This window comes from Flavobacterium sp. LS1P28, from assembly GCF_003970335.1.
Lineage (GTDB): Bacteria > Bacteroidota > Bacteroidia > Flavobacteriales > Flavobacteriaceae > Flavobacterium.
Genome location: NZ_RYDI01000005.1, coordinates 53,929 through 68,954, shown reverse-complemented (window position 1 = coordinate 68,954; position 15,026 = coordinate 53,929). Strand labels below are relative to the sequence as shown.

The 15,026-nt window shown below is 35.7% G+C and carries 9 protein-coding genes; 1 reads left to right on the top strand and 8 read right to left on the bottom strand.

Features of this window, described 5'->3' with window-relative positions:
• Positions 1–560: 560 nt before the first annotated feature.
• Positions 561–1,652 carry a PAS domain-containing sensor histidine kinase gene (locus EKL97_RS06015; RefSeq protein WP_126462983.1) on the top strand — a complete coding sequence of 364 codons (1,092 nt, stop codon included), beginning with the start codon at positions 561–563 and terminating at the stop codon, positions 1,650–1,652.
• Positions 1,653–1,680: 28 nt separating this feature from the next.
• On the opposite strand, the gene EKL97_RS06010 is transcribed toward EKL97_RS06015, so the two are convergent.
• The 8 genes from EKL97_RS06010 to EKL97_RS05975 all read right to left on the bottom strand — a co-directional run bounded on the left by EKL97_RS06010 (position 1,681) and on the right by EKL97_RS05975 (position 14,843).
• Positions 1,681–3,060 (bottom strand): M28 family peptidase, encoded by a 1,380-nt coding sequence (locus EKL97_RS06010; protein WP_126568457.1) that lies wholly within the window; start codon positions 3,058–3,060, stop codon positions 1,681–1,683.
• Positions 3,061–3,200: 140 nt separating this feature from the next.
• On the bottom strand, positions 3,201–5,297 hold the full coding sequence (locus EKL97_RS06005; RefSeq protein ID WP_126568456.1) for a glycoside hydrolase family 97 protein: 2,097 nt from the start codon (positions 5,295–5,297) through the stop codon (positions 3,201–3,203).
• A 142-nt stretch (positions 5,298–5,439) separates the two neighbouring features.
• Positions 5,440–7,740, bottom strand: a complete 2,301-nt coding sequence (gene bglX, locus EKL97_RS06000; RefSeq protein WP_126568455.1) for a beta-glucosidase BglX — start codon at positions 7,738–7,740, stop codon at positions 5,440–5,442.
• Positions 7,730–7,990 carry a hypothetical protein gene (locus EKL97_RS15815; protein WP_233579310.1) on the bottom strand — a complete coding sequence of 87 codons (261 nt, stop codon included), beginning with the start codon at positions 7,988–7,990 and terminating at the stop codon, positions 7,730–7,732. The genes bglX and EKL97_RS15815 overlap by 11 nt, the downstream gene beginning before the upstream one ends.
• 3 nt (positions 7,991–7,993) lie before the next feature.
• Positions 7,994–9,382: a glucoamylase family protein gene (locus EKL97_RS05990; RefSeq protein ID WP_126462991.1), complete on the bottom strand. Its 1,389-nt coding sequence runs from the start codon at positions 9,380–9,382 to the stop codon at positions 7,994–7,996.
• 73 nt (positions 9,383–9,455) lie between these two features.
• Complete coding sequence (locus EKL97_RS05985; RefSeq protein ID WP_126462993.1) at positions 9,456–10,358, bottom strand: LamG-like jellyroll fold domain-containing protein; 903 nt, start codon at positions 10,356–10,358, stop codon at positions 9,456–9,458.
• Positions 10,359–10,375: 17 nt separating this feature from the next.
• A complete protein-coding gene (locus EKL97_RS05980) occupies positions 10,376–11,830 on the bottom strand; it encodes a RagB/SusD family nutrient uptake outer membrane protein (RefSeq protein WP_126462995.1) in 1,455 nt (484 codons plus the stop codon).
• A gap of 4 nt (positions 11,831–11,834) precedes the next feature.
• Complete coding sequence (locus EKL97_RS05975) at positions 11,835–14,843, bottom strand: SusC/RagA family TonB-linked outer membrane protein (RefSeq protein WP_126568454.1); 3,009 nt, start codon at positions 14,841–14,843, stop codon at positions 11,835–11,837.
• Between the last annotated feature and the right edge of the window lie 183 nt (positions 14,844–15,026).

Genomic DNA, 15,026 nt, shown 5'->3' with positions numbered 1-15,026 from the left:
CTGACGAAAATTATCATCAAATATTAATTGCACCCAACGGGTTAATTATAACATATTATTAGCTAAATGTGGTGTACTATTTTCTTCCATAATAATAAAAATTTTATCTATCCAAAACTTGAATGGTAAATACCCTTCAAACTTAATTAAAATCACGTAAAAACACCTATAGCCAGACGAATTACTATTTCTAAATTTGCATGTATAACCTAATTTACATTAAATGAAAAATTCAGCACTAAATTCAGAGGAAAACACTAACCATTTTAATTTTAAAACTATTTTAAAAAAAATTGGATTTTATTTGTTAATTGTGCTTGTTTTTTTACACTTTAAGTTTTAATTATTTTCTCTTATGATGCTAAGTCGAGACCTGGAAACTCCACAACCAATTGTTTCAAAAAATTATTATGCCGCTTTATCAGAAGAAATTATATCAACTGCAAAATTATGAAATATATGACTTTTCTTATAATATAATTTTTTATATCAGACAACAAAAATCAAAAAGAGTCTGGACACTGATGCTTTAAAAAAAACTTTTTAGATTAATAAATATAATGAATGTAACAAAGATGAATACTGATTCACATGGGGCATATAACTTTGATAATTTTTTTAATATATCTGCTGATTTTATATGTATTGCGGGATTTGACGGCTATTTTAGAAGAATAAATCCGGCTGTTTCAAAATTATTAGGATTTTCAGAAGAGGAATTGTATGCTAGACCCATCAGTAGTTTTGTGTATGCATCTGACCTTAAAATTACTATTGAAACCAGAGAAAAAGTATATAAAAACAAGCCTCTTTTGAATTTTGAAAATCGGTATTTAACAAAAACCGGGGAAATTATATGGCTGTCCTGGACATCGATGCCTGTCGAGTCCGAAAGATTAGTGTATGCGATTGCCAAAAACATTACCCATAAAAAAAGAATCGAAGAAGAACGCAATTTACTTCTTGCCAATCTTACCCAAATTAATAAGGAGCTTACGGTTTTGTCACATAAAACATCCCATGATTTAAAGTCTCCCATTAACAATATGCTTTCGGTCTTCAGTTTGATAGACAGTACTAAAATTCATGATCCGGAAACACTGGAATTGATCAGCACTCTTAAATTGACCAGTGAAAATTTAAAACAAACTTTAAACGATTCGATTGATGAATTAATTGATAATGAAAACATCAACACTCAAATAGAAAAAATAAACCTAAATGAAGCACTCAACGAAGTCTTGATCTCGATAAATTCTTTAGTCCAAGATTCAAAAGCAGAAATTAATATCGACTTTTCAGCTTTTGAAAATGTAACTTTTAACAAAGCGTACATCAAAAGTATTTTTTTAAATTTATTGACTAATTCGATTAAATATGCAAAACCGGATGCCCCTCCAATTATTACTATACAATCTAAAAAGGTAAATGGAATCAATCAATTAATTTTTTCTGATAATGGGCTGGGTTTTGATTTAGACAAAGTAAAAAACAGGATTTTTGGATTGTATGAAAAATTTCACAGCAACAACGACAGCAACGGTATAGGGCTGTATTTAGTGTACAACTACATCACAAGCTTAGGCGGGCGAATTGCGGTTGAGAGTAAAATAAATGAGGGTGCTACATTCACTATTTCTTTCAAATATTGAATGTAGCACCTTCTAAGATTTTGGTTTTTTAATTGACAATCCCTTGCTGATCCACCAGATAAAGTAAGGAAGCCATAGCCGCTGCTCCTAGTTCCAACTCTCTTTTATTGACAGCATCAAATGTGTCATTAGCGGCATGATGGTAATCAAAATAACGTTGCGAATCCGGTTGCAATCCCACCTTTACGATATGATTGGATTGCAGTGGACCAATATCAACACCGGAATGTCCTTTTACAAATTTGTGGATTAGGTATGGTTCAAATAACGTTGCCCAATTACTGATTTTGTTAAAATTTGCTTCATCAGCATCAATTGAAAATCCTCTTGGGGAAAATCCTCCCGAATCGCTTTCTAAAGCAAAAATATGGTTTTCATTATTTTTATTGGACTGTACTTCATATTCTTTGCCGCCTCGAACTCCGTTTTCTTCGTTCATAAACAATACCACACGCAACGTATTTTTAGGTTTATACCCAATGTTTTTGAAGATATTTAATACCTCCATACTTTGAACACATCCAGCACCATCATCATGAGATCCGTCTCCTAAATCCCAGGAATCAAGGTGGCCGCCAACGACCATTATCCTTTCAGGATGTTCAGAACCCGTTATTTCACCAACCACATTGTAGGATAAAACATCATCAAATGTTTCACAAGATTGTTTGAAATAGAATAGCGAATTTGGATTTTGTTTTAAACTTTTGCTCAACAGTTCGGCTCCATTTGTACTAATGGCAGCAGCTGGAATTCGTTGTTCTTTGGAAATTTCTCCATAATTAGTTGCACCGGTATGCGGTAAATCATCCAATCGCAAATTCATGGATCTTACAATTACAGCTAAAGCACCGAGTTTTCCAGCTTCTCTGGCTCCTGATGATCTTTGGTCAACACAACTCCCATAGGCTTTGAAAGTTTCGATAAATTCAGGATTCATCGCTCTGTTGAAGAAAATGATTTTCCCTTTTACTTTTGCTTCCCCTAATGCGGTTAATTCTTCCAGGCTGTTTACTTCAATTATAGTTGCTTGTACTCCTTTTTTTGGAGTGGCCACTGAACCTCCCAGCGCGCAAATGGGGAAATTAATTTTTTGTTTTCCTACTTGTAAATATGCGATTTCTTTTTCGCCACGAACCCATTTTGGCACCATTACTTCCTGGAGATAGACTTTATCTAAACCCAGGGTTTCTAATTGTGCTTTGGTATACAAAACTGCTTTTTCAGCTCCTATAGAACCTGATAATCGGGATCCAATGGTATTGGATAAATGGTCCAGCCAAGGATAACATTTGGCATTGGTTAAGGATAATTTGTAAATTTCTTTTAACATTTGTTCCTCCTTAGCTTGCGCAAAAGCAGTAATTCCACCAAAGAAAAGTGCGGCTAAAACAATTGATTTTTTCATAATAAATTTGGGCTTTTTTGGGTATTCTTCTTTATAATTTTGGTTATGGTTGCCGTCGCAATTTCGTAATTCTTACTGAATATTTTATGCTAGATTCAAAAAAAATCCTGCAAGTTATATTTTCTTGCAGGATATCCTATTTATTTTATTGGTTCAAAACTGATTGCCGTTCCACCTCCGGGAGCTAAATTCAATTTGATTTTTGATTTGCTGGTTACTGTTATCGTTCTTATTTTATAAGCGATAGGATTCTTTTTCCAATCGGCATCTTTAGCATCTTCATAAATGATGGCTTTGTATTTCATTCCTTTGGTCAGGAAATCTAATTTAATTTCTGATTTTCTGGCATTCTCATCTGTTATTGCACCCAAAAACCAGGTTTCCTTTCCTTTTGTTTTTCGAGCAACCGTAACGTAATCGCCTGGTTCAGCTTCTAAATACTTACTTTCATCCCAATCCGTTTCAACGTCTTTGACAAACTGAAAAGCATCCGGATATTTCTCGTAATTTTCTAATAAATCGGCCGCCATTTGCAACGGAGAATACATCGTTACATACAAAGCCAGTTGCTTGGCTAAAGTCGTGTGTACCTGCTCCGTTTTATTTTTATCATAATAACTCATTTTAATTTCAAATATGCCCGGTGTATAATCCATAGGTCCGCCCAGTTGTCTGGTAAACGGCAAAATAGTTTCATGCATAGGTGGATTTCCTACGCTCCAAGCATTGAATTCATTCCCGCGAGCCGCTTCGGCAGCGATATAATTAGGATATGTTCGTCCGTAACCGGTGGGTCTTGATGATTCGTGGGAGTTAATCATAATCTTGTAATCCGCGGCACGTCTAACAACAAAATTGAAATGATTCACCATAGATTGCCCGTCATGAAATTCACCACGCGGAATAATTTTACCCACATAACCGGTTTTTACCGCTGGATATTCGTGTTTTTTCATCAAATCAAAAGCGCGATCCAAGTGTCTTTCATAATTACTGACAGAACCCGATGTTTCATGATGCATGATCATCTGTACATTTTTTGCTTTGGCATAAGCCGAAATTGCAGCAATATCAAAATCCGGATACGGAGTGGTAAAATCAAAAACTTCCTCTTTCCAGTTTCCGTTCCAATCTTCCCAACCTACATTCCAACCTTCAACAAGTACCCCACCGAAACCATTTTTTGCGGCAAAATCAATGTATCTTTTCGTGTTTTCCGTGGTAGCGCCATGTTTTCCTGAAGCTTTTGGGGCATCTGCAAAATTAGTGGCATTTTGAGAACCGGCATAATCCCAAGTTGATTTCCCAACATGCATTTCCCACCAAATTCCAACATATTTCATGGGTTTGATCCAAGACGTATCGTCTAATTTTGACGGTTCATTGAGGTTCAAAATCATTTTAGAAGCCACAATATCTCTGGCATCATCGCTAATCATGATTGTTCTCCAAGGTGACACACAGGGTGTTTGCAAATACGCTTTGTCACCAATAGCGTTAGGAACTAATTCGGCTTTCAATTTGTAATTTGTCACATCAGCATTCAGGTGCATGACCGGATAATTGACAACCGCAGCTTCAAAAATATTGAGATACAAACCTGATGGTGCTTTCATCATCAAAGGTGTTTGAACCATATATTTTCCCGGAATAGATTTTACTCCAATTCCATTATTCATATTGATTTTGCTGTTATCAATTTCAGAAAACTTAGTTTCATTGTATTCGTATTCATTACTGTCAAAATCTCCTGGAATCCAGAATACTTTATTATTTTCGGTCAAATTGAATTGCGTAACCTCATCCGAAATGATAAAATAATTCAACTCCGCTTGTCTTGGAAAATCGTATCTGAAAGCTACACCTTCATCAAAAACTCTAAAAATAATGTTAATTTTCACCTTAGTTTCCTTGTTGATCAGCGAAACATTAAGCTCATTATACTGATTTTGAATACTAGTTTGTTCTCCTAAAACGGGTTTCCAAGATTCGCTGAAACTTGAAGTTTTTGAAGTCAGAATTTCAAAATTAGTGTCGAGATCCGGTTTTTCCTTTAATTTTATGCCTAAAAGACTTTCTAAAACAACTGCTTTATTTTTGTAATTTACAGAATATGCCGGTTGACCATTTCCTGCTAATTTAAAATTTAGAGCTATAGTACCTGATGGAGACTGAACGGTTTGGGCATGTCCAAAACTGAACATAAAGAGTAGAAAAAGAGAAAAGAAATATTTCATTTTGAATGATTTTTTGAATTGATAAAAGTAAATAAAATAGTCGTGTATCACAGTCTCACATGTAACAAATACCATTATTTTGTTTAAAAAAAACCCTTCAGTACAAATACTGAAGGGCCGATCATAAATAAATAAACCAAATCTATTTAATCAACTCAAAACTAACTTTCCGGTCCGTGTTCGAATCTGTTCCTACAAAAACTTGAAAAGTTCCCGGTTCTGCAATAAACTTCAAATCCGAATTATAAAATTTCAATTCTTCTAGGGAAATTTCGAAAGTAACTGTTTGCTTTTCTCCTTTTTTAATTGCTATTTTTTGGAATCCTTTCAATTCTTTTAGCGGTCTTGTAACTGAACCTACTAAATCTCTTATATATAATTGAACGACTTCCTTACCATCAAAATTTCCGGTATTGGTGACATCAACAGTCACATTTAATTTCTCGATGAAACTCATTTTATCTGCTGATATCCTCAAATTCGAATACTCAAAAGTGGTGTAACTCAATCCAAATCCAAAAGGATATAAAGGTTCATTTCTTTCGTCGATATAATTCGATCTGAATTTTTCGAACTTCCCTTCTTTGTTCCCTAAAGGTCTTCCTGTATTTTTTTGGTTGTAATAAATAGGTACCTGCCCTACACTTCTAGGGAAAGTAGCAGTCAATTTTCCCGAAGGATTTTCATCGCCAAACAAAACATCAGCAATTGCACTGCCTGCTTCACTACCGGCAAACCAAGTATTCAAAATAGCAGGAACGGTTTCGTTTTCCTGAACCAAAACCAATGGACGGCCAGTAAATAAAACCAAAACCACCGGTTTTCCCGTTTTCAATAAGGCTTGTAATAAGTCTTTTTGCGCTTGTGGAATTTCTAAGTTCGTTCTGCTACTGCTTTCTCCGGACATTTCTGCTGATTCTCCAAGTGCGGCAACAATTACATCCGATTGATTCGCAATTTTCAAGGCTTCCTCCAATAATTCTTCGGTAGTTCTGTCATCGCGATGTAAGGTTTTGCCAAACATAGTTGCTTTTTCCTCGAAAGCGGCATCATAATCCAGATTGCTTCCTTTGGCGTAAAGCACTTTGGTCGAATTCCCAACCACTTCTTTGATTCCTGTCAAAAGTGAAATGGATTTATCCTGATTTGTGGCTACACTCCAGGTTCCTGCCATATTTTCTTTGGCATCAGCCAAGGGTCCGATTAAGGCAATCGTCCCATACTTTTTCAAAGGAAGCAACTGATTTTGATTCTTTAATAAAACTAAAGATTGAGCAGCTGTTTTTCTGGCTTCGGCTCTGTTGCTTGCTGTAAAAATTTCCTTTTTTGCTCTTTTAGCATCTGTGTAACGATACGGATCATCAAACAATCCCAGATCATATTTGGCATTCAAAATAAGACGCACGGCGTTATCGATTTGTTCGACGCTAACTTTTCCTTCCTCCACTGATTTCTTTAGAGTCGTAAGGAAGCCTTCACCCACCATATCCATTTCAATCCCAGCATTTAATGCCAAGGCTGAAACCGTTTGCAAATCCCCCATTCCATGATCTATCATTTCCGGAATTCCTGTAAAATCAGTTACTACAAATCCTTTGAAACCCCATTGCTTACGCAACACATCAGTCATTAACCATTTGTTTCCGGTTGCAGGAATCCCGTCTACTTCGTTGAAAGAAGCCATTACAGAACCTACACCCGCATCAACAGCGGCTTTGTAAGGTGGAAAATAATCATTGTACATCCTGATTCGACTCATGTCAACCGTATTGTAATCACGTCCTGCTTCGGGCGCGCCGTATAAAGCAAAATGTTTGACACAAGCCAAAATGGTATTATTAAGGGACAAATCATCTCCCTGATACCCTTGGACCATTGCTTTTGCAATTTGGCTTCCCAAAAACGGATCTTCACCCGAACCTTCGGAAACTCTTCCCCAGCGAGGATCGCGGGAAATATCAACCATAGGCGAAAAAGTCCAGTTGATTCCATCAGCACTGGCTTCTTGTGCCGCAATTTGAGCACTTCTTTCTATCAGTTTCATATCCCATGTACAAGACAATCCAAGCGGAATAGGAAAGGTCGTTTCATACCCGTGAATTACGTCCATTCCAAAAAGCAACGGAATTTTCAATCGGCTTTTTTCGACCGCGATCTTTTGAACTTCATATATTTTTTGAACTGATTTGATGTTGAATAAACCACCCACTTTACCTTCTTCGATATTCTTCGCGACATTGGAACTGTTAGCCTGACCCGTGGTAATATCTCCCGAAGTAGGTAAATTTAATTGCCCTATTTTTTCTTCCAAAGTCATTTTAGAAAGTAACTCTGAAACGAATTCTATTTTCGGTTTAATTTTAACGTTCTTTTTAGTTGTCTTTTTTTGGCTGTAGCCAAAAAGAGAAATTCCAAAAAGTAATATAATAAGTTTAATTTTCATTTTGTCTGTTTTTTGTTTGTTGGAACATCCAATCATAAATTTCTTGGTTGTCATACACGCGCGACCAACTGTCGTGGTTTGCATTATCAAAAATGGTTAATTCCACATTGGAGTTCTTTGGAATGTGCAAAACGTAATTTAGTTCGTAATTTTTAACGACTTCCGTTTTAATTTTCCCCCTCCTCTCAGTTTGAGAAAAAGAATTCCATGACATTAAAAAGGCGAGTATTAAAATTAGACATTTCATCATTCTTTAAAAATTATATTTTGTAGAATTAAAGCCCAATTTTGTCAAACCTGGTTTAATTTCCGGAGCGTTCATAAATAATTTCCATAATAAACCGGAACGGTGATTTTCAATCATAGGTGCAATTGTACCTTGATCAATGGCTAAATATCTTGGCGTTACCCAGTTATAATGCGGGGAAAAAGCATCATAAGGCCCTGCTATTCCAACATATTCTGTTCTTTTTTCATCGTATAAATAATGAAGAAACTTCATGGACTCTACTGGTGTAAAAGGAAACGAAGACAGGGCAGCCGTAGGCGTAATTACCCCTAAATCATTGTTAGGCTGGTGTGCTGAATATCCTGTAGAACCATCACTGTTACGGGAATAACTAGCCGTTAATCCCCAACATTTATCTGAATAACCTTTCCATTGACGTGGATTAGCAATGCAATATTGATTGATGATTTTAGAATGATTTTGGGTCAATGCCCAATAATCGGCATATTGATCCTTCAATGTAGTGGGATCTAATCCTAAATAAGAATATTGCGCCCAGAACAAAGGCCCTACATTTCCTGAAGCTCCGTTATAATTGAAAATCACAGGAATTCCATATTGTGATCCTCCATTTGTAATGCCTCCATTTCTGGCCCAAGCCTGATGATAGGCCTGTTCCGAAATAGGATGCGTAGGAGAAGCAGCACCCAAAACATAGGTAATCAAACATTCGTTGTATCCTTCTAATTTAAAATTCATTTCCCAACCGTATTGCGGAGACCAATGCCAGTAAAGGGCGTTTTCTCCTTTGGTATACCAATCCCATTCTACTCCTTTCCAAAGTGCATCGGCTTTTGCAGCTAATTCTTTTTCTGAGGCAGAACCATTTTTAAAATATTCTCTGATGCTTAATAATCCTTGACAAAGGAAAGATGTCTCTACTAAATCACCTCCATTATCTTTTGTTCCAAATGGAATTACTTTTCCGGTTGAACCATCCATCCAATGGGGCCAAGCACCGTGAAAACGTTCTGCTTTTTCGAGAAAATTCATAGCAGTTGTAAGACGTGAAACTGCTTCTGACCGATTTACAAAACCGCGTTCAATACCTACTATTATTGACATTAACCCAAAACCGGAACCTCCCGTGGTGACAATATTAGCTTCAAAACCAGGATCATTGGTATAATACCGTTCTCTTGCCAGTTTAGAATTAGGCTCTGCATACTCCCAAAAATACTTGATGGCATCTTTTTGAACCTGATCCATAACCTCAATATCCGTCAAAGGAACTGTTGGAGTAACAGGAGTTGTTGGCAATGGAGTTCCAGTACCTCCGTTACTCTCCGGAGTTGAGGAAGAGCAGGAAATAAAAAAACTAATACAAAATAGTAAACTCAGGGAAATCTTCATTTTAATAAAAATAATAGGATTAATAGTTTTAAAATAAACCCCTAGTTTTAGAAATCTAGGGGTTAATAGTCTTTTATCTGTTGTCTTTTTCTAATTTATATAAAGCGACAACTTCATTGTCAGAAAGAGCTGCGTTATAAATTCTAAACTCATCCATTAAACCGGTGTAATTCAACATCCAACCATCTGGAGCGTTCCATGGAGCACCTAAATGTTGCTGGAATCCACCAATAATGAACTTTGAAACATTCGAACTGGCAAGATCACCATAGCCAACACCCCCGCTAAGAGGATCACTTGCATATCGCTTGGCAATTGAAGCAGGTAAATTCAGTTTTTGTCCATCAATGTACATACTGTAAGTAGAACTAACTCCACTGTAAGCCCATACAACATGTTTCCATGTTCCAAACATATTTGTTAGAACATTAGCACCACCATGCTCTATAAACTGCCCAGACCATGCAATACTGGGTGTCACATCTTTTTGAAGATGATTTTTCATTAACATAGTAGTTGCCGGACCAGTACCTTCTATTAATGAGAAAATGTTCCCCCAAAAATCTGTTGTTTTTGGCAACATAAATAATGATTGTGCTCCTCCGGAGTGTGGATTTGTATTGATCCACATAGAAACAGTAATACTTTTTAAATCCACCAAAGAACTTGCCACTGCGCTGTAAGCAATAAAAGAATTTGAAGATCCTTGATATGCCTTTCCTTTGATTCCGTTTCCATAGGTCACATTTTTCCCTACCCCGCCTGTTATTCCATTTTTTGAATCTGTAATACTGTTCTCAAAACTAAATTTGGTAACTAAATTAGCGGCAGCAACGTTATCTGAATTTTCATATCCACCAATTGCCTCGTAAGCAATTGGTGTATTGACTTTATCTATACTATCCTCGTTACAGCTCACAAAAAATTGTGAAGCCAAAACAGAAGCAAATAAGAAAATATATTTATTTTTTTTCATTTTACAGTTCTTTAAAATTAATACCCTGGGTTTTGTGTTGACAATCCGCCTGATTGTATAATAAAAGCTTGTGGCAATGGAAACAATTCATGTTTACCTGCAACGAATGTTTTTCCATGAATAGCAAATGCAGTTACTGCTTGTCCCGTACGCACTAAATCAAAAAATCTATCGTGTTCAAATGCCATTTCAACTCTTCTTTCTTTCCAAATTGCAGTTCTCACATCACTTTGAGATAGAGCAATTGTGTTGCTTAATCCAGCTCTTGCTCTAATTTGGTTCAACAAAGAAATCGCTGCAAGAGTTTGATTCAATTCATTTAGCGCTTCGGCTTTCATTAATATAACTTCGGCATATCTCAAATATTTAATATTCACATCGGTTTCCCAACCATCTGTGAAAGCAGATGAATACGCTTTGTAGTTGTATCTTTCATTTTCAACAGTAACTGGTACAACTCTACCATCATATAAAGTGGTACCTCTAAAAATGATTGTTGCATTTTTTCTACTATCGCCTGTTTCATAAGCATTTACTAAACTTTGGGATGGTGTATTGAAGCCCCAACCCCATCCACCATTACCACGAGCTCCTTGCGTATTGGAATATCCTGAGATTCCTTTGGCAGGAACTGAACCTGTGCCTTGAATTTCAAAAATAGATTCAGCATCATTTTCTCCAGCTAATCTAAACATAGAAGCATAATTTGGAACAATAGCATATCCTGTAATCAAATTACAGTTGTCCACTACTTTCTGCCAGTTTTTTTGGTACAAATTTATTTTTGCCAATAAAGCGTAAGCAGCTCCTTTTGAAGCTCTTCCTTTTTCAGCAGCCGCATATTCGGATTTGTTTGGCAATGCCACAATAGCATCATTCAAATCACTTTCAATATAAGCATACACTTCTGCTCTAGATTTTCGTGTTAATTGCATAATTCTATCTTCATCAGAAGAAGGGTTTGGCAAATGATCAATAATTGGAACACCTCCATAGGTTTTCACTAAAGTGAAATACATAAAGGCTCTCAAAAACTTTGCTTCTCCCATTAATCTGGTACGTAAAGCAGGATTAGCTTTGTCTAATTGAGGAATAATACTTAATGCTTGATTGCATCTGTTAATTCCTTCATAATTAGCTGCAAAAACCTCACTTGTTGATGGCGTTGAGGCATTATAGGTTAAGGCATCCATTAAATCTTTATCGGAACCAGTATCTCCTGGAGACGATCCTTTGTCAGCATCATCAGAGGCAATACTTGACAACCCAATCCAAGAAAAGGAAGTCATGTTCCAATCTAAAAACTTACTGTAGATGGCAGTTACAAAAGTGGCAGCTCCTGCATCATTATTGAATAATTCTATGTCTTTTGTAGAAATAGATTCTGTTTGATCTACCTCTAAATAGTCGTTTGAACATCCCGAGAAAAAGTATGCGGATAGCGCAAAAATTGATATATATATCTTTTTCATTGTATTAAAATTTTAAATTAGCACCAATAACTACTGATCTTAATGTTGGATATGCATCCAACTCAATACCTTGCGTTCCATAAGGATCTCCATTACCATTTAATTCAGGGGAGAAACCTGAGAATTTTTGAGTAATAAGTGGATTTATTGCATTTACATATACTCTACAAGAAGTTAAAAATTCTCCTTTCAAAGGAATTTTGTATCCTAGAGTAATATTATTGATTCTAAAGAAATCCCCCGATTCTAAATAATAAGTTGACGCTACCGGAACTTGATTAAACGGTCCAGGATTTGAGGCAGTAGTATTGTTTACTGTCCAAAAATCTGTTGCCAGTGAATCTTCGATATTTTCTCCTGTAAAACGTTGTGCTTTTTTACCGTTATACACTTTTGCTCCAGAGGTACCGTATCCGTCCACTGAGAAATCAAAGTTTTTATAGTTCATCCCTAAAGTAACTCCGTATGTTGAATTAGGTAAAATAGAACCAACGTACTTTTTATCTGCATTAGCATTTAAAGCATCTTGAGTCACTTTGGCTCCTGCTGCAGTGTAGTATAACATTTTACCATTTGTAGCATCAAAACCCGCATATTCATAAATATAAAAACTACCCAATGGTTTTCCTACAGAAGTATTGTCTAATAGTTTTGTCCATTGTCCATTTCCTAAATCTCCACCTGTAATTGGGGCAAGTGTAGCATCTTTTAAACCTGTCAATTCATTTTTGTTGTTAGAAAAATTTCCTCCAACCCAGTAACTCAAATTATCCGTTAGTTTATCATCCCAACGCAAAGCAATCTCATATCCTTTATTAGAAACTTCTCCCACATGTGCCGGTGAAGAATTGCTGATTCCAGAAGTAATATAAGGTCTTGTGTTTAAAATTACATTTGTAGTCGTTTTATCGTACACATCAAATGATCCTTTCAATCTGTTAGTCAATAATTCAAAATCTAATCCTGCAGAAGTTTCTTCGGTGATTTCCCATGATAAACTTGGATCTACTTGTGAATTGATAGTAGTTCCTTCATTCAATAGGGAACCTCCTAAATAATAAGTAAGACCAGAACTATATGCTTGGTTGTTAAGAGGAACATTTTGGTTTCCTAATTTACCCCAACCACCTCTTAATTTCAATAAGTCTATTCCTGTTGCATTGGCCATAAATTCCTCTTTGGTAATAACCCATCCTAAACCAAAGGCTGGAAAGGTTCCCCAACGGTAATCTTTACCAAAATTTGATGAACCATCCCGTCTGATTGTACCTGAAAATAGGTATTTATCCATTAATTTGTATTGAAAACGACCAAAATAAGAAGCTATTTTATTTTCATTAAAAACCTCATCTCTGTAATTAACAACTGTTCCTACATAATCAACACCCGCTAGTGACCAGTAATTTGAATTTGCATTTACATTTTTTCTGGCAACAGTCAATTGCTCTCTAGCACCCCTAACCGAGGTCTCGATACCAGCTGTTAGTTCAATATCATGAATTTCTGCAAAAACTTTATTGTAAGTCAGGTAGTTAGACAGATTCCAATTGAAATATTGATTTCTACCTTTAGTCAATAAATTAATATTTTTATCCGCTGGATAAGTAATACTGCTTAATTGTCCCGGATTATTATTGGATTGCCAAATTGTTTTAGTGTCTTCGAAATTGTAATTTTTCCAAGAATAATATTCCCCGTTAAATTGAGAAGTAAATTTTAATGATTTCAAAATATCATAATCTAATTTCAAACCCCCTTGTAAGGTTATGCTTCTTTGCTCTTCATCAAAATAGTTTAATTGTGCTACAGGATTTCCTACGTTATTAAAAGAAGAACCGGCAGTCCCGGCAAAGCCGTTAGTACCAACATAAGAAACTCCATATTGACCATTTGAAAAACGAACTGGAACGATTGGTGATTGTTTGTAAGCGTTAGTAAAAGCGCTTAATGGTTTTGGAGTAGAATTTGCTGAACCAAAACTAAAATTTTGATTTAAAGTTACTTTTTTAGAAATTTTAATTTCATTATTGTTTCTAAAAGTGGTCCGACTGTAATCCAATCCGTTAAGAATTGCTTTTTCCTGATAATTTCCTAAACTGAAGAAGTATTTAATATTCTCCGTTGCACCAGAAACCGAAACGTTATTTTGAGTATATGAACCTGTTCTGGTAATCGCATCAAACCAATCGGTGTTAACGGGTTGATCTTGTGAAAAAGTAGTGGTTTGCAAAGCAGAATTCGAATAATGAGAGTACTTATTACTTCCTGCCATTTTTACTTTTTTCAAAGGCTCTCTAAAACCTGTGAAGCTTTCAAATTCTACTGTAACTTTGTCTCCTTTGCCTTTTTTGGTTGTAATAATGATTACACCGTTTGCAGCTCTAGTTCCATAAATTGCTAATGCAGAAGCATCTTTTAAAATTTCGTATGAGGTAATGTCATTCGTATTAATGTTATTGATATTCTCCGTAGGCATACCATCTACAAGATATAAAGGAGTACGTCCGCCTAATGCAGTACCCAAACCCCTAATAATTACGGAAGGGGTGCTTCCCGGTAAATCAGAAGAAATTACCTGAACACCCGCAGCTTTACCTTGAATTGCTTGTGAAGCATTGAGTACTTTAGTTTTAGAAATTTCTTCTGCTTTCAGCGAAATTATTGAGGAAGTATTATCAATAATTTTTCGAGTTCCGTACCCTATAACAACGACTTCATCTAATTGTGTATCCTGATCTTCTTGAAGTACAATACGCATCAGGTTTGATGTAGCTACAGTAGAAGTTGGTTCAAAACCTAACATAGAAATTTGTAAAATTTCACCTATTACAGCTCTAATTTCAAAATTCCCATCAAAATCAGTAATTGCATTCGTTTTAGAATCAACTGCAACTATAATACCACCTGGAATTCCGATGCCATTTTTATCTGCTACTTTTCCCTTAATTACTTGTCCAGACATGTATGCCGGTAGTAAAATAAGTGCTAAAAAGCTAAAAATAATATTTCTCATATATTAATAATTTGTTAAAGTTAGTTGAGCCAAATTAGATAATTACAACGTTATAGTTAGTACAACAGAGTTACTACATAAATACATCAAAAAATAAAAGTAGCGAAACAAATCAATGATTGAAAGCTGTTAATAAGGAAAACGGGTATTGCAATAGATGTATATGATGTAGTAATGATGTAT

Bases quoted from the DNA above. Each gene is read 5' to 3' on its own strand.
- EKL97_RS05990 (WP_126462991.1), bottom strand. From the start codon at position 9,382: ATGAAGATTTCCCTGAGTTTACTATTTTGTATTAGTTTTTTTATTTCC.
- EKL97_RS05985 (WP_126462993.1), bottom strand. From the start codon at position 10,358: ATGAAAAAAAATAAATATATTTTCTTATTTGCTTCTGTTTTGGCTTCA.
- EKL97_RS06015 (WP_126462983.1), top strand. From the start codon at position 561: ATGAATGTAACAAAGATGAATACTGATTCACATGGGGCATATAACTTT.
- EKL97_RS06010 (WP_126568457.1), bottom strand. From the start codon at position 3,060: ATGAAAAAATCAATTGTTTTAGCCGCACTTTTCTTTGGTGGAATTACT.
- bglX (WP_126568455.1), bottom strand. From the start codon at position 7,740: ATGAAAATTAAACTTATTATATTACTTTTTGGAATTTCTCTTTTTGGC.
- EKL97_RS05975 (WP_126568454.1), bottom strand. From the start codon at position 14,843: ATGAGAAATATTATTTTTAGCTTTTTAGCACTTATTTTACTACCGGCA.
- EKL97_RS15815 (WP_233579310.1), bottom strand. From the start codon at position 7,990: ATGATGAAATGTCTAATTTTAATACTCGCCTTTTTAATGTCATGGAAT.
- EKL97_RS06005 (WP_126568456.1), bottom strand. From the start codon at position 5,297: ATGAAATATTTCTTTTCTCTTTTTCTACTCTTTATGTTCAGTTTTGGA.
- EKL97_RS05980 (WP_126462995.1), bottom strand. From the start codon at position 11,830: ATGAAAAAGATATATATATCAATTTTTGCGCTATCCGCATACTTTTTC.